The organism is Streptococcus sp. SO2 (genome assembly GCF_030440025.1).
Genome location: NZ_JAQFJH010000016.1, coordinates 19,788 through 43,837, shown reverse-complemented (window position 1 = coordinate 43,837; position 24,050 = coordinate 19,788). Strand labels below are relative to the sequence as shown.

The following is a 24,050-nucleotide window of genomic DNA, read 5'->3' as shown; positions in this document are numbered from 1 at the left end:
TACTTGCATGTATTAGGCACGCCGCCAGCGTTCGTCCTGAGCCAGGATCAAACTCTCATTAAAAGTTTGAGTTCTCACTCATTTCTGTCACTGACAGATTTATTGTTTTTTTCATTGTTCAGTACTACAACCTTAGTTGTAGTGCCCTGCACATTGGTTCGTCTTGTTCAGTTTTCAAAGGTCTTTGTCACTCACTTCTCTCAAGCGACAACTATATTAGTATATCACAGCCGCTTTCGCTTGTCAACACTTTTTTGAAACTTTTTTTAATTTTTTTCATCCAGTGTTCCAACTGCTTCATACTATAGTCCGTACGGGATTCGAACCCGTGTTACCGCCGTGAAAAGGCGGTGTCTTAACCCCTTGACCAACGGACCGGAGTTGTTATTTTCAACTCTTACTATTATACCGACTTTTCGTACTTTGTCAACACCTTTTTTAACTTTTTTTCATTTCTCCTGAATTAATCCCTTCAGCTCTCTGAGAAGGGCTTTGTGGCCTTTAAATCGTTCGTCTGCTTTCTTACAATAATTCTTTTTTATGAAGCACATATCATTTTTTGAAAACATTTCTTCATATTACTCAAGTAACTGTTCCATTCTTATTTTCAGAAAATTTGAATCATTTCTTCTAAGAGAGCATTGACATAGGTGAACTTGTATTTTGTTTTCTATATATCGAAATCTTTGATTTAAATTCGAGTTCCCTCAATTTTAAAAAAAAAAAACAGAGAAAACTTGCGCTTCCTCTGTTTATAGTATTTAAGATAATTAATTTTCTTCACTCATTTTTGATTTTACTTCGTCATAAGATAGTGCATGTGATTCCTCTTCTACTGTTTCAGGCATCTTTCCTGTTTCGTATAGAGATTTAATTTGTGTACTATCCAATGTTTCGTATTTCAATAATGCTTCTGCAATTAGCTTGTGAGTTTCACGATTTGACTGGATAATTTCAGCAGCTTTGTTTCGTGCTTCATTCAACAATGAACGAACTTCTTCGTCAATTTCATAAGCTGTTTGTTCTGAAATTGATTTTTGAGGGCTTTGTGCACCAAACATGGCATGATTTCCTTCATATTGTACTGGACCAAGTTTTTCACTCATACCATACTCTGTAACCATTGCACGCGCCATCTGAGTAGCTTGTTCGAAGTCATTAGATGCTCCAGTTGTTTGGACGTTAAAGATAATCTCTTCAGCTACACGTCCACCCATTAAGCCAGCTAATTGCTCTTTCATATCTTCTTTAGATAGAAGCATTTGGTCTTCTTTAGGAAGTGCGATCATATATCCGCCTGCACGTCCACGTGGTACTATGGTAACTTTATGAACAACACGAGCATTTGACAATACTAGACCGACAATGGTGTGTCCTGCCTCATGGTAGGCAACCAACTCACGTTCTTTTTGTGAAACTGTCTTGTCTTTCTTAGATGGTCCAGCGATGACACGATCTTCTGCCTCATCAATATCAGAAGCATCAATCACTGATTTATTACGACGAGCTGCAACTAAAGCTGCTTCGTTCAATACATTTTCCAAATCGGCACCAACAAAACCTGGAGTTTGTTGTGCTACCAATTTCAAATCTACATCTTCAGCTAAAGGTTTATTTCTAGCATGGACTTTCAAGATTGCTTCGCGACCCTTAACATCAGGACGACCAACTAATACTTTTCTATCAAAACGGCCTGGACGAAGTAGGGCCGGATCAAGAACATCTGAACGGTTTGTTGCCGCAATGACAATAATTCCTTCATTTCCTTCAAAACCATCCATTTCAATCAAGAGTTGGTTTAAGGTTTGTTCTCGTTCATCATTACCTCCACCTAAACCGACACCACGTTGTCGACCAACGGCATCAATTTCATCAATGAAGATAATAGCTGGTGCTGCTTTTTTTGCATCCTCAAAGAGAGAACGTACACGGCTCGCACCGACACCGACGAACATTTCTACAAAGTCAGAACCTGAAATACTAAAGAATGGTACACCAGCTTCTCCTGCGACTGCTTTAGCAAGTAATGTTTTACCAGTTCCCGGAGGCCCCTCTAAGAGAACACCAGCTGGAATCCGGGCACCCAATTTTGTAAATCGTTTTGGATCTTTTAAGAATTCAACAACTTCAACAAGTTCTTGTTTCTCTTCTTCTGCGCCTGCGACATCTGAAAAGCGAACTTTAATATCCTCTTTGTTAGCAGCCTTAGCTTTACTACGTCCAAAGCTCATTGGATTACGTCCGCTATTTCCGCCCATATTTCCCATCATAGAGAAGAGGAAGAAGAATAAGATAGCAAATGGTACTACTGAAACCAGGATGTTAATCCACATACCACTTGAGCTTTCGTGTTTCACTTCAATTTCTGTTTGATGTTCACTTGCTAACTTTTGCAAATCCGTTACAGTTGTATCTGATGGGAGGATAATACTTGTAAATTTCTCTACTTTTGTAGCAGATGGTGTAAAAAATTGAATTCCCGTTTCCTGTTTCTCTGTCTTAGCAGTTTTGTAGACACCAGACACTTCAATAACACTACCACTTGGTTGGTAGGTTATTTCTTTTACATTGTCGTTAGTGATTTCCTGAACCAATTCTGAATACTTAATTTGTTGACTATGACCAGCGGATCTGCCAGCAAAAAAGTACTGGAATCCTGTCACTAGCAAGAAAATCATCAACAAATAAAGAAATGGATTTTTTATGAAACCATTATTTTGTTTTTGCATTCAAACACTTACCCTTCTATTTTGAGTAAACTTCCTCTTTCAATACACCTACATAAGGAAGGTTACGATAGTTTTCATTATAGTCTAAACCGTAGCCTACAACAAATTCATTTGGAATTGTAAAACATGTATAATCTGCTTCGATTTCTACTGTACGACCTTCTGGTTTATCAAGCATGGTGACAATCTTAACAGAAGCTGCTTCTCTTGCAGTAAACATTTCTCTCAAACTCTTCAAGGTTTGACCAGTATCAATGATATCTTCTACAAAGACAACATGTCGACCTTTAATATCTTGAGTTACGTCTTGTTTAATATTAATGACACCACTACTTACAGTCCCACCATGATAGCTAGAGACCATCATAAAGTCCATTTCAAGATGTGTATCAATATATTTCACCAATTCTGCCATAAAAGGAATAGAACCTTTTAGAATTCCAACTAAAATCGGATTTTTTCCCTCATAATCTTTTGTCAACTGAGCACCCAATTTTTTAGCTGCTTCTGTAATTTCATCTTGTGAAATCAAAATTTTCTTGATATCTTTTTCTAACATGATTTTACCTATCTATTTTTTCTATATAAAGTACAGTGTTCATTATATCATTTTTCATTTTTTTACTCAAATCACTGATTTCAATTCCTAAAACTGAACAAATTTTTCCAAATTGCTCAATGATAATAGCTTTTTCTCGTTTTTCTTTAGGAATTTTTAAATCAATAAAAAGTCGTCTTAGTTTTTTACGATGACCATTTTTTATCAAATAATCACCGGGATGTCGATGCCGTAAAATCAACGATGTTTCACGAGAAACATTTATCTTTTGAACATTTTCCCCTTTTAGAGGGATTCCAAATGAAAATAAATAACCTTCATAATGAACTTGATTTTGATAGTCTAACACACAATCACTACTTTTTTCATCAGACTTTGGTCTGATTTTACAAATTTTAAAGTGTTGGTATTTTTTTACAAGTTCATAACCATTTTTTAAACGATGACGATATTGACTCTTGGTTCTTAAAATATGATGGACCTGTTGGAATTGTTCTCTTGTTACATTTAAATCAGCAAAACAACTAAGGTATTGTTGTAGTAAAACTCGCTGTGTTGCTTCACTAAAAGATAAAAACTGAGTTAAATCTTCCACATTGACTGTTTGAGATAATTCAGTCAGAGCAATTTGATAGTCAAATACTTCTTTTCCAAACTCTAAAAACGCTCTCTTTAGCTGAATATTTTCTTTTTCCAGTTGTGGTAAGTAAATATTACGAACTCGATTGCGAAAATAATGATTTTCTTTATTCGTCCTATCTTCAAAATGCTCAACTTCAGTAAAATCCTTCTTATAAAAAGACAGTAAAGGACGAATTAATTCTCCCTTATCAAACGTTTGTCTCTCTTTTATAGCTGATAAATGTTGTAGTCTAACACCTCGAATCAATCGCATTAAAATCGTCTCAGCCTGATCATCTGCATGATGAGCTGTTACAAGGGCTGTAGAGGAAGTTTTCTCCATTACTTCTCTAAAAAAATCATAGCGAAATTGACGAGCATTTGCTTCTGAAAAATCTCCAGTAAAATGAGCTACGTAAATTGGAACTCCAACTTGTTCAGCTAGTTTTCTTAATTCAATTTCTTCATCATCTGATTCTGGTCGTTGTTTATGGTTCACATGAGCTAAAAACAAATCAATCCCAAGTTCTTTTTGGTAAGTTGAAAGGAGATGAAAAAGAAACATCGAATCCAATCCACCAGACAAGGCTAGTACAACTCGTGAATGATCTTTAAAATAACCTTTTTCTAGAAAATGATTTAAAAAATCTTGGTCTCTCATTTTAGGACCTCATAGACATCCTTAGAAATTTTAGAAATGGTATCATAATCAGAATTTTTGGTAAAGATTGAAATGATGAAAGGAGAATCTGTATAGACTATTCCTACATCGTGTTTAAATTCATCTGCATCCCCAATTTTATGGGCTACCTTAGCAGAAATATTCTTAGCAATCCTCTGATTATCAAAAGCTGTTTGCGATAGAGATTCTAAAACAAAACCATTCTGATTATAAATAGATTCCATAACTTGACCAGCCATTCTAGCTGAAGCCAACTTATCTGTCACATCCCACTCTTCACCTGCGATAGTAGCCATTTCTTTTTTAAAAGCTTCATCTGATTTATTCGTAATATAATAAGCAAGAATATTATGAGCTACATTGTCAGATTCTTTCGCTGTCTTTGTAATTAAATCTTTGAGAGTGTACTCTTTATCGTCCGCTGTTTTAGGGAGGCTTCCACTTCCTTCGGGTTTATAAGAACCAGGGAAATCATTTACTTCAGAAACGTACTTCAATTTCGTGTCAAGTTGGTAATCACCTTGATTGATTTTTTCTTGAACATAATAAAGATAAGGCAATTTCATAACACTAGCAGAGTACATTTTTTGATCTTCGTTAATCCCAGCTTCCTTACCCGTGCTTAATTGTTTAACATAAATAGAAAATTGTTCATTTTGATAATTCGCAGATAACAACTCTTGTACTTTCTGGATACGATTGTCATCATTGGAAATGTAATCCGTCGAAACCCAACCAATTTGTTTGATATGTAAGAATTCACGACCTTCAGCAAAAATAGACATATCTGCTTCAACCTCTTGATAAGCTGCTAAAGTAGACTTTAATTCTTGTTGATCATAAGGACTATTATAAACGACAAATTCTGGTTCTAACCATACTCGTTTAGAAAAATCGTTGACAATTGAACTATCGTATAAAAGTCGTTTATCAGCCATCACAAATTGATTATTTGACAATTTAAACACAGGCTGTCCTTGTTTATTTAATCTCCATTCTAAAACAGATAATGTTGTATCTGCATTGACTTTTCCTGATTCTTTAATCAAATCTTCTGTAGAATAAACAGACGTTTCACCATAAAATTTTGGAGATTCTATAACATCTTGATAGTAAAAATGATACGAAGCGTGGGTTAAGGAATAAACTTCTTGGTTTGGAATGATAACTGGATTCTCAGTGCTTACTACTTGGACACTTTTTAAAAAAATAGGAAGTAGTAATATCACTAAAAATTTACGCATTCTTTTTTTCCTCTTCTTCTTGTAGCCGTAACAGATGATTTTTTTGAGCTAACTCTTCTAATTTTTCATCTGATTGACTTAAAAACTTTTCTACAATATCTAATAAATTTTCCATTTTACATTACCTAGGAAGTAAGTCCGGAATAGTATAAACTTCCTCCCATGATTTTGAATAGTAATATTTTGCACGCAAATACTTGGCTGCGTATGTTTCATCCTTTAATTTGGTTGCAAGATTTGATTCTTTATCTTTTTCATCGCTCAATTCTTGATACTGTTTTTTCAGATCGGCTAACTGTTGGCGACGTTCGAGTAGTTGCTGATAACTTTGAGTCAAATTATAGGTTGGTAGGATGAACAACAACATAATCAAAATCAAAACCCAGCCCATAAAACGATTTCGTCTTTGTCGTTCTTCCATCAAGTATTTACGACGTTGGTGTTCATTTTGAATAAAAGAATTATTCATTTGTACAATTTTTTTATACATCGTTTTCTACCCTTGTTTCGCTGATAATTTCATACATACCTGCAGCATCTTCTTTTTTAGTGCTATCTTTCATTTCCAGCACCTTTACAAGTAACAATTTATTTCCAAAGCGAATTTCAACCTGATCATTGAGTTTTAAATCTGTTGAACTTTTAGCAAGTATTCCATTTACCTTGATTCGCCCTTTATCTGCAACTTCTTTAGCCACTGTACGACGCTTAATAATTCTTGATACTTTTAAATATTTATCTAATCTCATTTTTATTACCTCAAATTATTATTGTACCATTTTTCTACCTTTTATAGAAGAAAAAAGATAACTCCTAATGTGACTCTTTTGAATCTTTTATGTTTGCTAATGATTCTCCAAAAGTTAAAAGACCTTCTAAAATCTCATAATCCTTTTTATTACGAATATCAAAAACAACTTCGATTAAACCTTGATTTTCTGAAATATTAGCCTTCAAACTTGTCTGAGATAGAGCCTGGAAATAATCTTGTGTTAAAAATAGTTGCTGCGAAATTTTTTCAAATTGAATGACAAGTTTATTATTTTTTCTTTCAACACGATTGACAAACACTTTATCAAGATATGCTTTAGCTAATCCAATTTCTAAAAGGTAAGCAACCACATCTGGATATTCTCCAAAACGATCGATCAACTCATCTTGTAATTCTTCATAGTTGACACGATCGTCAATCTGACGAATTCTCTTGTAAATTTCAATTTTATGTCGTTCATCTGAAATATACTCATCTGGAAGATAAGCATCAATTTGTAGAATTAACTCAGCATTTCCTTTTTCACGCTTTTTGTCAGTTCCATTTTTCTTAGCAATTGCTTCTTCTAACAACTGAGAGTACAACTCAAAACCAACAGAATCAATAAATCCAGACTGAGAGCTTCCTAAAAGATTCCCAGCTCCACGAATGGATAAATCACGCATAGCAATTTTGAAACCAGAACCCAGTTCAGTAAAACCTTTGATAGCTTCTAATCTCTTCTCAGAAACTTCTGTCAAAGTTTTATCTGGACGATACATGAGATAGGCATAAGCAATTCGATTACTACGACCAACACGACCTCTTAATTGATACAAGGTTGACAATCCCATATGATCTGCATTTTCTATAAACAAGGTATTAGCATTTGGAATGTCTACACCTGTTTCAATGATTGTTGTAGTCACTAAAATATCATATTGTCCTTCAATGAAATCAAGAAGTGTATTTTCTAAGCGAATTTCACTCATTTGACCATGGACAAATCCAATAGAAGCTTCTGGAATCAGTTCTTGTAACTCTGAAACCTTCTTTTCAATAGTGTCAACTTTGTTGTAAAGATAGTAAACTTGACCACCACGATCCATTTCTCTCAATACAGCATCACGAATGACACGATCATTCTGTTCAAGGACATAGGTTTGTACAGGATATCGATTGGTTGGAGGAGTTTCGATGACTGATAAATCTCGGATACCTAGCATAGACATATGAAGAGTTCGAGGAATTGGTGTAGCTGTCAAGGTTAAGACATCAACCTTCTTTTTTAATTCCTTCAAAGCTTCCTTATGCTTAACACCAAAACGTTGCTCTTCATCAATAATCATCAACCCCAAATCAGCAAACTCAACATCTTTAGACAAGACTCTATGGGTCCCTATCAAGATGTCTACTTGACCTTTTTTTAATTTCTCAAGTGTTTCAGTCTGTTCTTTTTTACTTCTGAAACGACTCAAAACATCTACGTTGACAGCAAATTGTTCAAATCTTTCCTTGAAATTACTGTAATGTTGCTGAGCAAGAACGGTTGTTGGCACTAAAACGACAACCTGTTTATGATCATTGACAGCCTTAAATGCAGCTCGCATAGCTACTTCTGTCTTACCAAATCCAACATCTCCAACTAAAAGTCGGTCCATCGGTTGAGAAGCCTGCATATCTTTCTTAATCTCTTCGATACTTCTAAGTTGGTCCTCAGTCTCTACATATGGGAATGCTTCGTCAAAAGCGTTTTGGTCTTCATCATCTTTTGAAAATGCAAAACCTTTAAGTTGACTTCTCTCTGCATATAACTTAATTAAATCATCTGCAATATCTTCAACTTGACTCTTTACTTTTTGCTTCGCTTTTTTAAAACGTCCATCGTTTAATTTGTTTAACTTTGGAGCCTTACCATCACTAGAAACATACTTAGAAAGAGTCTGTATCTGCTCCACAGGGATGGAAATACGGTCCCCATTTTGATATAGAACACTTACGTAGTCTCGATGAATCCCTTTGATTTCAATCGTTTCAATCCCTAAATATTGACCAATACCATGAATTTGGTGAACAACATAGTCTCCTTTTTGAAGTTCATTATAATCCTTTAATCGCTCAGCGTTACTGATATTTTGTCTTCGATATTTCCGTTTAATCTTCTTTTTAAAAATTTCATATTCAGTGATAAATACAAGATTTTCATCTACAAAATGAAACCCATGTCGCAGATTTCCTTCAATAAGATTGACAGTTCCTTTACAGATTTCACTTTCATTACTATTATCAATTTTAATATCGTATTCATCAAGAATCGTTGACAGTTTCTTTAGTTCAGTTTTGCTACTTGATTGAAGAACAATCGTATACTTTAATTTTTTGTAACGTTCAATTTCTTCTTTCAGAAAAGAAAACTGATTAAAGAACTCTTGCATAGGATATTGATTGAACTGGTACAGATTATTAAATTTCAAATTTCCAAGCCCTTTTTGAAAATTTGAAAAGAAACTCGCTGGTACATATTTTTTAAACTGACTTTCTACATCAGCAAAATATTGTAAACTTGATACTGCTTTACTATTATGTAAATCTTCTGTAAAGTAGCTAGCTGTTTCCTTATCAAAAGCATCGTACTGGTTCATGATTTTTTGAAAATCATCAAATATAACAGGAACTTGATTCAAATAGTCTATCAAGGTCCACTGTTTTTTATAAAATACAGACAAAAACTTGCGAATATCTGCATGAAGAACTTGCTCTTTCGTACAACTAAAAACTTCTTCTAGGTAAGACTTTAAAGTTGGAGAAAGTGCCTTATCAATCTCATGTTCTAAAAATTTCTGACCACGATGATAATCTTCATTCGTTAACAAAATATCACTAGCTGGATAGATTAGTACTTGAGTTTTACTATCTTTTGATAATTGAGTTTCTGTATCAAATTCTCTAATGCCATCAATCTCATCACCGAAAAATTCAATCCGATAAGGACAAATTTGAGAGGTTTCAAATATATCTAGAATATCTCCACGAAGGCTAAATTCTCCCTGACTTTGAACTTGTGTAACTTTCTTATAACCAAGAGAAATCAAGTGATTTTTTAATTCTCTTTGTTCGCATTCTTGCCCCACTTGAAGTTCTAAGATACTATCATCAAAAACTTGAGGATTCGGCAAGAATACTCGACTAGCTGCGACGTTACAAACTAAAATCCCTCTTTGAGACTCATCTCTTAGAAAACGTAAAGCTTCAACCCGAGAAAAAATCTTTTCCTGAGATGATACCAAAAATTCAACCATTGGTGAATCATCTACTAGAAATGGATAAACCAGATCAGAACCTAATATGGAGATTAGATCATTAATCAGACGCTCAGCCTCTCCATATGTTGAGGTCATCACTAAAACCTTATCCTGACTCTTCAGACTGCTAGCAATCGCTAACGATTTTGCTGAGCCAGAAAGACCTAGCAATAATTGTCTTTGTTTCTGTGGTAAGTTCTCATGCCAAGATAGAATTTGTTTATTCTCTAAAAAGAAATCGATTAATGCCATTTCCTTACCCATTATATTTCTGCATCGTCTTTTCAAAGTTTTTTTCTTGTAAATAATAATTTACAGCATCGTCAACCTTGTCAATTGACTGTAAAATACCAATATAATCTTCTTGATCAAACTTACTCAAAACATGGTTAACAACAGACATTCCTTTTTTAGGTCTTCCAATGCCAATCTTTACACGATTGAAAACCTGTGTACCAATATGTTGAATAATCGACTTAATTCCATTATGACCACCAGCTGATCCTTTAGCACGAAGACGAATTTTTCCGACTTCCATGTCAAGATCATCGTAAATAATCAGTAAATCTTCAATATCTAAACCATAGTAGGTTAACAATGCATGAACAGCTTTTCCACTTTCATTCATAAAAGTCGTCGGTTTCACCAGATAAATTTTTTCACCGTTAAGAAAAAATGAGGCTAACTCAGCTTGGAATATCTTATCGTGTTTAAAGGTAACATTTTGTTTTTTGGCTAGTTGGTCAATCAGCATAAAGCCAACATTGTGTTTGGTTTCAAAATATTTATCTCCTGGATTTCCCAATCCTACAAGTAATTTTGTCATTTAAATTTCCTTTCAAAAGCCAAAAGGGTTGGAATTTTTTTCCAACCTAATTGACATTATTTTAAATATTTATTAAACGTTAAAGCGGAATTCCATAATATCGCCATCTTGCACGACATATTCTTTTCCTTCTTCACGCAAACGTCCTGCTTCTTTTACAGCCTTTTCAGAGCCGTATTTTACCAAATCGTCATAAGACATAGTCACTGCACGAATAAAACCTTTTTCGAAATCAGAGTGGATGATACCAGCTGCTTGAGGAGCTTTCATGCCACGTTTAAAGGTCCAAGCACGAACTTCTTTTTCACCGGCTGTGAAGTAAGTTCCAAGTCCTAACAAATGATATGCTGCACGAGTCAACTTATCCACACCTGATTCTGTCAAACCAATGGCTTCAAGAAACTCTTTTTTATCTTCATCGTCTAACTCAGAAATTTCTTCTTCAGCACGCGCCGAGATAACCACTACCTCTGCATTTTCTGTTGCTGCGAATTCACGAATTTGTTTCACATAATCGATAGATTCTGGATCTCCAACGACATCCTCATCAACGTTAGCTACATAAAGAACTGGTTTCGTGGTCAAAAGGAAGAGTCCTTTAACAACTTTTTGTTCTTCATCTGTGAATTCAATGGTACGAGCTGATTTTCCATCTTCAAGAACAGGTTTAATCTTTTGAAGAACATTAAATTCTGCAACTGATTCCTTATCTTTTTGCGTACGTGCCATTTTTTCTACACGCGCATAGCGTTTATTGACTGATTCTAAATCAGCAAGAATCAACTCTAGGTTAATGGTATCAATATCTGCTAGCGGATCCACAAAGGCATCTTCACGACCTTGTTCACGCATGACATTTTCATCATCAAAGGCACGAACCACATGAACAATCGCATCAACTTCACGGATGTTGGCCAAGAATTTATTCCCAAGACCTTCTCCTCTTGATGCTCCTTTTACAATACCTGCAATATCTGTAAACTCAAAGGTTGTTGGAACTGTCTTTTTAGGAGTAATCATTTCCGTCAATTTTTGGAGGCGTTCATCTGGAACTTCTACCATTCCAACGTTTGGATCAATGGTCGCAAAAGGATAGTTTGCAGCCTCTGCTCCTGCTTTTGTAATTGCATTAAATAGGGTTGATTTACCAACGTTTGGTAAACCTACAATACCTGCTGTTAAAGCCATAATTTCTCATTCTCCGTTCACATTTCAATCTTCAATATTATAACACAAAAAGGGAAAACTTGCTAACCCTCTTACTATGGGGTTCCTAGTCGATGATTTTGTTCATTTTTCTTTCAAAATCATAGCGACTCATCATGACCACATGATCACAATTGCTACATTTTATTTTGATATCTGCTCCAACACGGGTAATTTCCCAGCGATTTGCCTTTTTGCCTGTTGACTTAATCGTACAAGCATGAGGTTTTTTCATTTCAACAAAATTTCCAACTTGATACATAGTTAGTCTCCTTTTTCTTTTTCGATTATATCATAAAAGAGGCGAGCTAGGCTCAACCTCTTTCCATTAATTTGTACGAACTGGTGTGATGAGCTGCATGAAATCTTCATCTGTATCAGCTGGAACCAGAGTAAATGGACGAACTGCTGAAATAAAGCTGATTGTAACTTTTTCGCTATTCAAAGCTTTTAGTGCTTCAATCAAATAAGTTGGGTTGAAACTAATTGTCAAATCAGCACCACTTACATTTTCAGTATCAATTTCTTCGTTTACTTTCCCTACTTCTGGAGAATGAACATGGGCACTTACAACTCCTTCTTTGATTTCTAATTTAACAGTACCATTTTGTGTCGCACTTGATAATAGGCGAGCACGTTCCATAGACTGGCGTAGTTTAGCAACATCAAAAGTCACTGTTGTATTGAAATCTGTTGGAATCAATCGATCGGTATCTGGATAATTTCCTTCTAAAAGACGTGTGTAGAAGCTAATATTTTCACTTCTAAAGAGAATTTGATTATTGGCGAAGAAAATCTCTACTGTTTCGATATCATCCGTAAAAACAGCTGAAAATTCGCGTAGCGAACGACTTGGGATGACAACATCAAAATCATCGCTATTTTTTTCAAGAGTCAATTTCTTCTGACTGAGACGGTGAGAGTCTGTCGCAACTGTTTTTAATTCTTTGTGGTTGCTTAAAACAAAGTGGACACCTGTCAAAATAGGACGGCTTTCTTGGGTACTAGCTGCAAAAGCTGTTTCATTGATAATCTTTTTAAGAAGTTTTGTTTCAAGAACTAAAGGATTGCTTGCAGAAATTTCCTGAATACGTGGATATTGCTCACTATCTTTTCCTTTAAGAGTAATCTCTGATTTTCCACTAGTTAAGACAATTTGCTTTTGTTCAATCTCTTTAAAATCAAGTGTTACATCTGGAAGACTTGAAACAACATTGATAAAGAAAGAAGCTTCCAGTAGAACTGAACCTAAAGAGTTAATCAAGAGACCTGCATTTTCATTTTTTTGCGAGATAAAATTTTCGATTGAGATTTGACCATTTGATCCAATCAAGGTAATTCCTTCATTGGTAACATCAATTTTTACAGTCGATAAAATAGGAATTGCATTCTTTGAGCTAATAGCTCTCTTTGTTGTATTTAAAGCTTGTAAAAATAAGTTTTTATTAATTGAAAAATGAATCATGGATTCTCCTTTATTCTTTTTATTATTAGAAGGATAATAGTAATAATAGAGCGTGTGAAATCTGTGGAAAAACACTTGTAATCAAGAAAACTCAAGGACAGAGCCTTGTTTAAAAGATGTGGATAAATAAGAGATTTTTTAAAAAGTTATCCACAAGTTATTTAATTTTCTTTTTGATGTTTTCAATTTCTATACGTAAATTATCATCTGTTTCAAGCATGGATTTGATTTTTCCATGAGCGTGAATGACCGTTGTGTGGTCTTTACCACCAAACTCTTTTCCAATCTTAGGAAGGCTATTATCAGTCATTTCTCTGGCTAGATACATGGCAACTTGACGGGCTAAAACGATATTTTGAACACGTCTAGTTCCTTTCATTTCCTTGACACTAACACCATAGAAGTTTCCAACTTCTGTCTGGATTTTATCAATTGGAATCACGATCATTTTGCTAACGTCTTGTTTACGAGCACGAATAGCTTCAGCTGCAATGTCAACTGTGATATCGTTAATCTTTTTGACTTTGGCCATTAGGCTGATATCGTTGAGTGCTCCCTCGAGTTCTCGCACGTTAGAGTCAAACTGTCCAGCTAAATATTCGAGTGTATCATTCTGAAAATGATAGTTGAGATGTTCAGTCTTACTCTGTAAAATAGCAATACGTGTTTCAAAATCAGGTGGTGTGATATCTGTCGTTAATCCCCACGAGAAGCGCGTGACCAGACGTTCAGGTAGACTCTCTAAATGTTCAGGCCTACGGTCGCTCGTCAAAACAATCTGTTTATTATTATTGTGAAGGGCATTAAATGTATTGAAGAACTCTTCCTGAGTTTGTACTTTCTTTCCACTAAGTGATTGAATATCATCAATGAGTAGGAGGTCTAAACTACGGTAAGTTTTCTTGAATTTTTCCATATCATTGAGTCTCAAATGCTCTAGGAATTCATTAATGAAGCTTTCAGCAGGTATGTATTTTACACGCGCATTTGGGCTCTTTTTTAGAATTTCATTTCCAAGGGCATTTAACAGGTGAGTTTTTCCAAGTCCAGGCCCTCCGTAGATAAATAGAGGATTGTAAGTTAATCCTGGATCTTCAGAAACAGCCAAAGCAGCAGACTTAGCCCAAACATTACCATCCCCTTGAACAAAATTATCGAAAGTATACTTTTCCTTGAGTCCAGTTTCAGAATATGGAATAGTGGATTGACTTGGTTGATAATCGTTGCCAGGTTCAGACTCGAAAGCTACTTGTGAGCTAGTTTCTTCAACTTTCGTGAAGATATAATGAGCTTTTATTTCAGTATCATAGATTTCAAAACCTGCTGCTAAAAGCATCCCATTGATATTTCTTTCCCAGAATATCTGCATTTCATCGCGGGGTAAGAAAATCGTTGCAGTATTTTCTTCAACTTTAACCAGTTTTGCGTCTAAAATATAGAAATCATAAACTGACTGAGTTAATTTATCATGTGCAAGTTCTAAAAGACGATTCCAAAATTGTTTTTCCTTCAATGATTTCCTCCTCCTTTACTATAGAATTTAAAAGGTTTATTGATAGAATCATTTTACCATAGATAAGATTATTTTTCCACAAGTTGTGGAAAACAATTAACAATGTTTTTAAATGTTATCCACAAAATGTGGATAACTAAGAAAAATTCTGAAATACTGGGCTTTTAAAAACTAAAATGCAGTGGATAACCATGTTCGTTAAGAATACTAAAATAACAGCCTTATTTCAGGCTGTTAATAAATTGTTGGTATTCATCTTGGTTATGGAAGGAAATTGAAATTTTACCACTATCTTTTTTTTGTAGCTTAATCTGAACATCTAATCCGAGTATTTTTTTCAATTTTTGCTCTTCGTCTTTGACAAAGTGGTCTTTTTCTTTTTTGCTGCTCTTCTTCGTTTTTTGTAGTATTTGTTCAACTTGTCGAACAGAGAGATTTTCAGTTTGAATACGATTCAAGAGTTTATCTTGTTTATCACTTGATAATTGAATGAGGAGTCTAGCATGAGCTTTAGAAAGTCTACCACTTTCAACTTCTGTCAGGATATGTTTAGGTAATCCTAACAATCGAACTAGGTTTGTAATATAAGGTCGAGATTTCCCCATTTTTTCAGCAATTTCTGTGTGGGTAAAACCTTTATCAATTAAGGATTGATATGCTTTAGCTTCCTCGATAGGATTTAAATTTTCTCGTTGGAGATTCTCAATGATAGAATGAAGCATCATATCTTGATCAGAAAGTTGCTTAACAATGACTGGAACTTCTGAAAGTCCAGCAGCAATTGAAGCACGATACCGTCTTTCTCCAGCTAGAATTTCGTATCCAAGTACTGGAGATTTTCTAACGATAATAGGCTGAATCAAGCCGTTTTCCTTAATAGATTGTGCCAGTTCTTGTATTTTTTCTTCTGAAAATTCCTTACGAGGTTGATAGGGATTTTTTTGAATATCTTTTATTTGAACAATTTTAAATTCTTCCATAATTCTACATTAACACAACTTAGATATTCTGTAAAGCAACTTTACATATCTGTAAACTACTTATCTAAATCACTAGTACTTTTATCTAATTTAATAGTTGTTGTTTCTTCCTTACCATCACGGTAGTAAGTAACAGTCATACTGTCTCCAATAGAATGACTATATAAAGCACTTTGCAATTCAGTAGTGGAAGAAATAGCTTTATCATCTATTTTTGTAATGACGTCATATTGTTGCAGATGTCCATTGGCAGGCATATTTTTTTGAACAGAACGAACAGCTACACCAGAAGTAACATTTCCAGGAAGTTTTAGTTTTTGAAGATCAGTTGTACTAAGATTTGATAAGTTAACCATGTGGATTCCAAGAGCAGGTCGAGTTACTTTTCCATCTTTTTCCAACTGCTTAATAATATTAATTACATCGTTTGCAGGAATGGCAAAACCGAGACCTTCGACAGATGTTCCACCATTAGAGGCAATCTTACTTGATGTAATACCGATAACTTGGCCTTGGATATTAATCAAAGGTCCACCTGAGTTCCCAGGGTTAATAGCTGTATCTGTTTGGATAGCATTGGTTGAAATAGCTTGTCCGTCTTCAGATTTTAGAGAGACATTTCTATTTAAACTTGATACAATCCCCTGTGTTACAGTATTGGCATATTCAGAACCAAGAGGACTTCCGATTGCAATAGCTGTTTCTCCAACTGTTAATTGACTAGAATCACCAAATTCGGCTACTGTTGTGACCTTATCTGCAGCAATTTTTACAACGGCAATATCTGAATAAGTATCAGAACCCACAATTTCACCAGGGACTTTTGTGCCATCTGCTAAACGAATATCAACTTTTTTAGCACCATTAATAACGTGAGTATTGGTTACAAGGTAAGCAGTATTCCCTTCCTTTTTATAAATGACACCAGAACCTTCGCTGTATACTTGTTCAGCATTGGTATCTGTATCAGTTTCATCAGATCCGAGTAAACTATTTTGAGAGTTTGATGAGTAAGTAATGACAGATACAACAGCATCTTTAACTTTATCGACTGCCTGTGTAGTTGAGTTTTCATTTTTTACAGCTGTTTTGCTGACAGTCGTTGTAGTTGTCGTACCACTATTTTGTTTTTGACTGAGCTGCAATGTTGTAAAAGTACCTAAAACCCCACTAAAAAAGCTAATGAGAATGACTAATAAAAGTTGTCCTAATTTTTTGGAACTAGTTTTTAAGTTTTTCATAGAAGCCTCCATGTTTTTTTATCAATGAAAGTATAAAATAGCTAGCTTAATCCAAGCTTAAAAACAAAAAAGTTTTTCACAATCTGTGGATAACTTTCGAAAAACTGTGAATTTGTTGAAGTTTTTCAAAATCTTATCTGTGAATAAGATGTGAAATTGAGTGTGAATATGTTAGAATAGAAGAATGAAAATTAAAGTGGTAACAGTTGGAAAACTGAAAGAAAAATATCTCAAAGATGGCATAGCAGAATACTCCAAGAGAATTTCACGCTTTGCTAATCTAGAAATGATTGAGTTGGCTGATGAAAAAACACCAGATCGGGCCAGCGAATCTGAAAATCAAAAGATTTTGGAGTTGGAAGGGAATCGCATTCTTGCTAAAGTAGGGGAACGTGATTTTGTAGTTGTTTTAGCTATTGAAGGAACAACTTTTTCTTCTGAAGAGTTCAGTAAGCAGCTTGAAAGAGCTTCTATCAATGGATTTTCAACAATCACTTTTATCATTGGTGGGAGTTTAGGACTATCTCCAGAGGTGAAAAAGAGAGCCAATCTTTCTGTTAGTTTTGGTAGATTGACGCTTCCTCATCAACTAATGAGATTAGTCTTAGTAGAACAAATTTATAGAGCGTTTTCGATTCAACAGGGCTCTCCCTATCATAAATAGATGATTGACTAAGCTAGCTTTTTTTGATAAGATAGATTAGTAAGGTCTCATAGCTCAGCTGGATAGAGCATTCGCCTTCTAAGCGAACGGTCGCAGGTTCGAATCCTGCTGGGATCAGTGTTAAATCGTAAGCTGGGAAAAAATCCCAGCTTTTTTTGTAAAAATTTGACATTTCAGAATAAAATTTGAGCATTTGAGAAATAATTCTCTATAGGTATCGTAGATTTTATATAATATTTTTGTAAGTTAATTTACAAGAAAAATATTATAGGAGTTTATATTATGAAAAAGAATACAGATTTTGCTCAGATGAAAGATTTCCAACAATTGAACGAAAAAGAACTGCAGGAAATCAGAGGTGGGGAATGGAGACCTCCATATACAATAAATAATTTTCTTTTTCCAAAAAGAAAGTAAGTAAAAATAAAGGTGGGAAATAATGAATTTATTAGGATTAGTAATTGCTATTGTTTATGTTTTTATTATTAGTAAAATTCATGAATGGGTTTGTAAAGCAACTAGAAAAGACCAATATTTTTTTAGTCTTTATATATTTCTAATACCATTAGTATTGGAAATAATTCTCTATTTCTTGAAATTAGATAGTTTTAGTTTGTCTAAATTTTTATTTCCTTTCCTCCTATTTGGTTACTTTGTTGGATTTAAGAAGTATGAGAAATCTAAGGGAATTTTTATCAGTCTATTATTTTCTCTTTTATATAATAGTACTAATAACTTTTTATCAGTAACCTTATCATCTATTACAGGAGATGAGTTTGCATTGAAGTATAACAATTATTTTTCTCTATTTATCCTGATCTTAACTTATTTGGTTATTAAAGTTGTTGTGTCTTATTTCCATCTCGAATTTAAATATTTTGATAAAGACTATCTATATCCTTTTCTGAAGAAAGTGCTCTTTGCATTTATTTTTCTACACGTTGTCTCTTTCACTTCAGATATTGTGAGTACGATTCGTCACTTAAATGGTTTTGGAAGTATTTTATCATCCATTGTTTTTGTTGGTCTACTTTTGACTTTTTTCTCCATGAATTCTCACAAAGTTCAGATAGAAAAAGAAATCGAATTGGAACAAAAGAAGTTTGAGCAAAAACATTTACAAGCTTACACGGATGAGATTGTTGCCTTATATAATGAAATTCGTGGTTTTCGCCATGATTATACAGGCATGCTTGTGAGCTTAAGAATGGCAATCAAAAGTAAAGATTTACAAGAAATTGACAGAGTTTACAGTGAAGTTCTTGTAAAGGCGAATCAAAAATTACGTTCAGATAAGTATACTTATTTCGATTTGAACAATATTGAGGATTCAGCACTTCGTAGTTTGATTGCTCAATCTATTGTCAATGCGAAAACTAATGATGTAGAGTACACACTAGAGGTAAAAGATATCATCACACCTTTGTCTATGGAATTATTAGACTTGGTGCGCGTGATGAGCGTTCTGCTCAATAATGCTGTTGAAGGGGCAGTTGAAAGCTATCAAAAACAACTAGAGGTAGCTATCATCAAATTGGATCTTGAAACCCTAGTTGTTATCCAAAACTCTTGTAAAAAAAGAAAGGTAAAATCTGAAGATTTATTTGAATTAGGATTTTCAACTAAAGGAAGACATAGAGGACTTGGACTAAATAATGTTAAAGAAATTTTAGGAAAATATGACAATGTTATTTTAGAAACAGAAATTGATAATGATGTATTTAAACAAGTGATTAGATTTAAGAGGGAACTGATATGAAAGTATTAATTTTAGAAGATATTATAGAACACCAAGTAAGGTTGGAAACAACTTTGAATAAAATTTCTAAGGAAACAAATATTCCTATCTCCTATAAAACAACAGGAAAAGTGAGAGAGTTTATAGAATATGTAGAGCATGATGAAGTTAATCAGCTGTATTTTCTAGATATTGATATCAATGGAATTGAGAGAAAAGGATTTGAGGTTGCTCAATTTATTCGTCACCGCAATCCTTATGCCATTATTGTTTTTATTACAAGTCGATCTGAATTTGCTACCTTGACTTATAAATACAAAGTTTCAGCATTGGATTTCATTGATAAAGAAACCAGTGATCAAGTTTTTAAAAATAGAGTTGCCGACTGTGTGCTTTACACTAAGACTACTTTACTTGAAAACCAATCAGTCGTTGATTATTTTGATTATAGTTACAAAGGAAATGATCTTTGTATTCCTTATCATGATATTCTCTACATTGAGACAACTGGAACTTCTCATAAATTACGAATTGTAGGTAAGAATTTTGCCAAAGAATTCTATGGAACAATGACAGATATTCAAGAAAAGGATAGGGAAACCCAACGTTTTTATCTAGCTCACAAGTCATTTTTAGTCAACATCGGTAATGTGAGAGAAATTGATCGTAAAAAAATGGAAGTTGTATTTTATGAAGATCATCGTTGTCCTATCTCTCGCCTAAAAACTAAAAAATTGAGAGAACTAATGGCTAAAAACCAAAAAAAGTAATTGACAATTTTTGATAAATTGATATAATGGTTATATCTGCTACAGGTAGAGGGTCCGTTGGTTAAGAAATCGTCTTTTCATAGCGGTAACACGGGTTCGAATTCCGTACGGACTATTTAATCCGCCATAGCTCAGTTGGTAGTAGCGCATGACTGTTAATCATGATGTCGTAGGTTCGAGTCCTACTGGCGGAGTCAGATGAAAGGAACACTAATTTGGTGATCCTTTTTTTGATTCTTTTTCCGATGTAATGAGGGGAGGCATACCTAACATACGGATAGATAATGATTTGTGTCCGAAAATAAAACTAAGGAAATTGTATTGCATTAGTATTAGCCTAATAAGAACAACAAAGTAGGCTCCATAATATCCATAGGGGGTTGATTCCCTATAACTATTATAGAGCTTTTTATTAATTTGTATCCCCTAACATTTTCATTAAAAAGTCCGTGATTTCTTGTGGACTTTCTTTTTTTCCGTGGGCAATCCAGGTTTGACAGACTCCAAAGAGAGCATTTGTTAGGTAGACGCTGCTGTATTCTAATTCTACTTCATTTAGTTTGAGTTGCATAAAACGTTTTTGAAGGTCTGTGCTCAGTAGGATGTGAAGTTTATTTCTCAAGAAATTTTGAATTTCCTTAGTTCCATTTTCAGATAAAAGAGCTGCTAGAAGTGGTTCTGATTCTAAGTATTCAAATACTTCTAGAATAGCATCTCGTTTGTGATTAGCATGTTTTTGAAAGATATATTCGAAGGTATGAAATAGTTTACTTTGGTAATGTTCAATCATATCGTATTTATCTTTGTAATGAGTATAGAAACTGGAGCGGCTAATTCCAGCTTTTTGTGCTAATTTAACAGTTGTAATCTGATCGAATGGTTGTTCCATCAATAATTCCACCATGGCATTTTCGATAATGCGCTTGGTTTTTAATCGTTTATTACTTTCTTGCATGTTCCCTCCATATGAACATTTTTAGACAATGTGTTTAAAAAATAGATTTTTTATCTTGTCTTTTTAAATTTTTTATGTATAATCTATTATATCAAAAATTTAGACAAGTAGTTTAAAAAAGGAGACAATATGTTTAAAGAATGGAAAGCAATCTTTAAAAAACCGACATTTATTATTGTCATGATAGGAATTTCCTTAATTCCAGCTCTTTACAATATCATTTTCTTATCATCAATGTGGGATCCATACGGTAAACTTTCGGAGTTACCTGTAGCAATTGTAAATAAGGATCAAGCTGCTACTTATAACGATGAAAAACTCACTATTGGTGAAGACATGGTGTCTAATTTAAAAGATAGTGATAGTCTGGATTTTCATTTTGTAGATGAAGGTGAGGGAGAAAGAGGACTGCGGGATGGAGATTATTACATGGTTGTAACGTTGCCAAGTAATCTTTCTGAGAAAGCTTCTTCTATCCTTACAAATCATCCTGAACAGATGACGATTGACTATCAGACATCAAGTGGTCATAGTTTTATTGCAAGCAAGATGAGTGATTCTGCCATGACACAAATCAAACAGACTGTGGCTACTAAAGTTACTCAATCTTATACCAAAGCTTTATTTGATAAGATGGGGGATTTAAAACTTGGTTTATCTCAAGCGGCAAATGCAAGTTTACAGTTGGCTGATGGTTCGAATCAGCTTTCGGATGGGAGTCAAACCTTATCAACCAATCTTCAAACCTTAGCTCAATCGAGTCTCACATTTTCTAATGGTGCTGATCAATTATCTACAGGATTAGGAACCTATACAGCTGGTGTAAATCAGTTAAATCTTGGTCTTGGTAATTTTAATACTGGTTTAAATCAATATACCAGCGCTATTTCACAAATTGATAATGGATTAAACCAACTGAATTCACAGACACCGGCACTGGTATCAGGATTGACTCAACTTGATGCAGGCACACAAGCCTATACAGGTGGTGTTTCTCAACTCAATTCAGGATTAAATCAATTTTCACTTGGTATTGATACTTATACAAATGGAGTTCAAAGTCTATCATCAGGTGCAAATCAGATTTCTACTAAATCAGAGACTCTACGTACAGGACTAACACAACTTAATCAAGGTATTCAAGAACTTTCTACTCAATTAGATGGTGCAAACCAACAAAAAGATCAGATTAAACAATTAGCAACTAGTTTAGAGCAATTTAATCAAGCTATTCAAAATATTCAAACAGCAGATAGTGGAGAGATAACAAAAGTAACAAACCAGCTTTCTAGTAGTCTATCAACGATTGCAAATTCAGCACAAAGCATTATTACTTCAAATCAATCTGAAAAAGAAACTACTTTATCAGCTATTCAATCTACGAGTGCTTATCAAAGCTTAACTCCTGACCAACAGGCAGAGATAACTTCTGTGGTTTCTAATCAATCATCTTCTACTAGTGAATCAGCACGAACAATTTTAACTACAGTTCAAACGTTACAATCTTCTTTAGAAAATGTAACCACTCAAACAAATAGTTTAACTCAATTAAAGAATCACTCAAGTCAATTATTACCAACTGCTTCTTCAACATTGACAAGTTTGTCAAGTGGATTAACACAGGTTCAAACAGCAATTGACGGTCAGTTATTGCCAGCTAGTCAAACTCTTGCATCTGGTATTGACAGCTATACAAAATCTGTAGACCAAGTAGCTTTAGGAGCAAGTCAGTTGAGTTCGAAAAAATCGAACTTGACAGGAAGTTTCAATAAGTTGCTACAAGGCTCTAGTCAGTTGATAGAAAAATCTTCTACATTGACAGGTGCTACTGCTAAGTTAGCAGAGAATGCACCAGAATTAGCAACAGGAATTGATAAACTTGCATCAGGTGTCAACCAAGTAAACAATAAAACATCAGATTTAACTGCTGGATTTAATCAATTACAAGCGGGTTCTCAACAATTAGCTGATAAATCAGACCAGCTAGTTTCAGGAGCAAATCAACTGGCTAATGGTTCTGAAAAAATAGCTAGTGGAGCAGATCAACTTGCTCAAGGATCTGAAATTTTACAATCAGGACTTGGAAAATTAAGTGATGGTTCAAGTCAATTAAATCAAGGTTTGACAGAGGCTGAGGGGCAATTGCAACAGGCTTCAACTGAACCAACAAATGCAGACTTACTGGCTGATCCTTTAAGTCTTTCAAAAACTGATACGGATCAAGTTGCTTTTAATGGGATTGCTATGGCTCCGTATATGATATCAGTTGCTCTTTTTGTTGCTGCTATTTCAACTAATATGATTTTTGCTAAATTGCCTTCTGGGCGCCATCCAGAAAGTCGCTGGGCTTGGTTTAAGTCTCGCTTTGAAATTAACGGTATCATTGCTGGTTTGGCAGGAGTATTAGTTTATGGTGGAGTACATTTAATTGGACTTACTGCAGTTCACGAATTCAAAACCTTTGCTTTGATTATTTTAACTAGTCTTGCTTTCATGGCGATGGTAACAGCATTGACAACCTGGAATTCTCGCCTAGGCGCCTTCTTCTCCTTAATTTTATTACTCCTTCAATTAGCATCAAGTGCAGGAACTTATCCTTTAGCTTTGACGAATCAATTCTTTAAAACTATTAATCCATGGTTACCTATGAGTTATTCAGTTTCAGGTTTACGACAAACCATTTCTATGACAGGTAATATTCATAGTCAGATTATTTTCCTTATCTTTACAATAATGATTTTTGTTGCTTTAGGAATGCTAGCCTATCAACCTAAAAAAGCTGAAGAAGACTAAAAACAATCGAC

21 protein-coding genes, 3 tRNA genes and 1 rRNA gene are annotated in these 24,050 nt (G+C 34.3%); 7 read left to right on the top strand and 18 right to left on the bottom strand.

Going from position 1 to position 24,050, the window contains the following annotated elements:
• The 17 genes from PCY17_RS10200 to PCY17_RS10120 all read right to left on the bottom strand — a co-directional run.
• Positions 1–63 (bottom strand): 16S ribosomal RNA (locus PCY17_RS10200); the annotation flags it as partial.
• A 242-nt stretch (positions 64–305) separates the two neighbouring features.
• Positions 306–377 (bottom strand) — tRNA-Glu (locus PCY17_RS10195).
• 393 nt (positions 378–770) lie between these two features.
• Positions 771–2,729, bottom strand: coding sequence for an ATP-dependent zinc metalloprotease FtsH (ftsH, locus tag PCY17_RS10190; protein WP_301393799.1), 1,959 nt, complete (start codon positions 2,727–2,729; stop codon positions 771–773).
• 16 nt (positions 2,730–2,745) lie between these two features.
• Positions 2,746–3,288, bottom strand: a complete 543-nt coding sequence (hpt, locus tag PCY17_RS10185) for a hypoxanthine phosphoribosyltransferase (protein ID WP_301393796.1) — start codon at positions 3,286–3,288, stop codon at positions 2,746–2,748.
• A gap of 4 nt (positions 3,289–3,292) precedes the next feature.
• Positions 3,293–4,570 carry a tRNA lysidine(34) synthetase TilS gene (tilS, locus tag PCY17_RS10180; RefSeq protein WP_301393792.1) on the bottom strand — a complete coding sequence of 426 codons (1,278 nt, stop codon included), beginning with the start codon at positions 4,568–4,570 and terminating at the stop codon, positions 3,293–3,295.
• A complete protein-coding gene (locus tag PCY17_RS10175; protein ID WP_301393790.1) occupies positions 4,567–5,835 on the bottom strand; it encodes a serine hydrolase in 1,269 nt (422 codons plus the stop codon). Before PCY17_RS10175 ends, tilS begins: the two co-directional genes overlap by 4 nt.
• On the bottom strand, positions 5,828–5,950 hold the full coding sequence (locus PCY17_RS10170) for an SP_0009 family protein (RefSeq protein ID WP_045762396.1): 123 nt from the start codon (positions 5,948–5,950) through the stop codon (positions 5,828–5,830). The genes PCY17_RS10175 and PCY17_RS10170 overlap by 8 nt, the downstream gene beginning before the upstream one ends.
• Positions 5,951–5,956: 6 nt before the next feature.
• A complete protein-coding gene (locus PCY17_RS10165) occupies positions 5,957–6,325 on the bottom strand; it encodes a septum formation initiator family protein (protein ID WP_000277028.1) in 369 nt (122 codons plus the stop codon).
• The gene (locus PCY17_RS10160; RefSeq protein ID WP_301393785.1) at positions 6,318–6,584 is read right to left on the bottom strand and encodes an RNA-binding S4 domain-containing protein; all 267 of its coding nucleotides are present in this window, start codon (positions 6,582–6,584) and stop codon (positions 6,318–6,320) included. Before PCY17_RS10160 ends, PCY17_RS10165 begins: the two co-directional genes overlap by 8 nt.
• A gap of 64 nt (positions 6,585–6,648) precedes the next feature.
• A complete protein-coding gene (gene mfd, locus PCY17_RS10155) occupies positions 6,649–10,152 on the bottom strand; it encodes a transcription-repair coupling factor (RefSeq protein ID WP_301393782.1) in 3,504 nt (1,167 codons plus the stop codon).
• Positions 10,145–10,714 carry an aminoacyl-tRNA hydrolase gene (pth, locus tag PCY17_RS10150; RefSeq protein ID WP_301393780.1) on the bottom strand — a complete coding sequence of 190 codons (570 nt, stop codon included), beginning with the start codon at positions 10,712–10,714 and terminating at the stop codon, positions 10,145–10,147. Before pth ends, mfd begins: the two co-directional genes overlap by 8 nt.
• Positions 10,715–10,786: 72 nt before the next feature.
• Complete coding sequence (gene ychF / locus PCY17_RS10145; protein WP_045762398.1) at positions 10,787–11,902, bottom strand: redox-regulated ATPase YchF; 1,116 nt, start codon at positions 11,900–11,902, stop codon at positions 10,787–10,789.
• 85 nt (positions 11,903–11,987) lie between these two features.
• The gene (locus PCY17_RS10140; protein ID WP_000285188.1) at positions 11,988–12,182 is read right to left on the bottom strand and encodes a DUF951 domain-containing protein; all 195 of its coding nucleotides are present in this window, start codon (positions 12,180–12,182) and stop codon (positions 11,988–11,990) included.
• 66 nt (positions 12,183–12,248) lie between these two features.
• Positions 12,249–13,385, bottom strand: coding sequence for a DNA polymerase III subunit beta (gene dnaN, locus PCY17_RS10135; protein WP_049508360.1), 1,137 nt, complete (start codon positions 13,383–13,385; stop codon positions 12,249–12,251).
• A gap of 157 nt (positions 13,386–13,542) precedes the next feature.
• Entirely contained in the window at positions 13,543–14,898 is a 1,356-nt protein-coding gene (gene dnaA / locus PCY17_RS10130) for a chromosomal replication initiator protein DnaA (protein ID WP_301393772.1), read from the bottom strand.
• 221 nt (positions 14,899–15,119) lie between these two features.
• On the bottom strand, positions 15,120–15,878 hold the full coding sequence (locus tag PCY17_RS10125; RefSeq protein ID WP_301393769.1) for a ParB/RepB/Spo0J family partition protein: 759 nt from the start codon (positions 15,876–15,878) through the stop codon (positions 15,120–15,122).
• Between the two features lie 56 nt (positions 15,879–15,934).
• Entirely contained in the window at positions 15,935–17,119 is a 1,185-nt protein-coding gene (locus PCY17_RS10120; protein ID WP_301393766.1) for a S1C family serine protease, read from the bottom strand.
• A 184-nt stretch (positions 17,120–17,303) separates the two neighbouring features.
• On the opposite strand from PCY17_RS10120, the gene rlmH reads away from it, so the two are divergent.
• The 6 genes from rlmH (at position 17,304) to PCY17_RS10090 (ending at position 20,485) form a co-directional block, all read left to right on the top strand.
• On the top strand, positions 17,304–17,783 hold the full coding sequence (gene rlmH, locus PCY17_RS10115; RefSeq protein WP_000695942.1) for a 23S rRNA (pseudouridine(1915)-N(3))-methyltransferase RlmH: 480 nt from the start codon (positions 17,304–17,306) through the stop codon (positions 17,781–17,783).
• Positions 17,784–17,826: 43 nt separating this feature from the next.
• Positions 17,827–17,900: transfer RNA gene (locus tag PCY17_RS10110), tRNA-Arg, on the top strand.
• A 165-nt stretch (positions 17,901–18,065) separates the two neighbouring features.
• Complete coding sequence (gene comC, locus PCY17_RS10105) at positions 18,066–18,200, top strand: competence-stimulating peptide ComC (RefSeq protein WP_152901835.1); 135 nt, start codon at positions 18,066–18,068, stop codon at positions 18,198–18,200.
• Between the two features lie 22 nt (positions 18,201–18,222).
• Positions 18,223–19,542, top strand: a complete 1,320-nt coding sequence (comD, locus tag PCY17_RS10100; protein WP_301393760.1) for a competence system sensor histidine kinase ComD — start codon at positions 18,223–18,225, stop codon at positions 19,540–19,542.
• Positions 19,539–20,291, top strand: coding sequence for a competence system response regulator transcription factor ComE (gene comE, locus PCY17_RS10095; protein ID WP_301393757.1), 753 nt, complete (start codon positions 19,539–19,541; stop codon positions 20,289–20,291). Before comD ends, comE begins: the two co-directional genes overlap by 4 nt.
• A 120-nt stretch (positions 20,292–20,411) precedes the next feature.
• Positions 20,412–20,485, top strand: a tRNA-Asn gene (locus tag PCY17_RS10090).
• Positions 20,486–20,703: 218 nt separating this feature from the next.
• Here the strand turns inward: PCY17_RS10090 and PCY17_RS10085 are convergent.
• Positions 20,704–21,246, bottom strand: a complete 543-nt coding sequence (locus tag PCY17_RS10085) for a TetR/AcrR family transcriptional regulator (protein ID WP_001158257.1) — start codon at positions 21,244–21,246, stop codon at positions 20,704–20,706.
• Positions 21,247–21,375: 129 nt separating this feature from the next.
• Here PCY17_RS10085 and PCY17_RS10080 point away from each other — a divergent pair, with 129 nt between their 5' ends.
• Positions 21,376–24,039 carry a YhgE/Pip domain-containing protein gene (locus tag PCY17_RS10080; protein ID WP_301393754.1) on the top strand — a complete coding sequence of 888 codons (2,664 nt, stop codon included), beginning with the start codon at positions 21,376–21,378 and terminating at the stop codon, positions 24,037–24,039.
• The last annotated feature ends 11 nt before the right edge of the window (positions 24,040–24,050 follow it).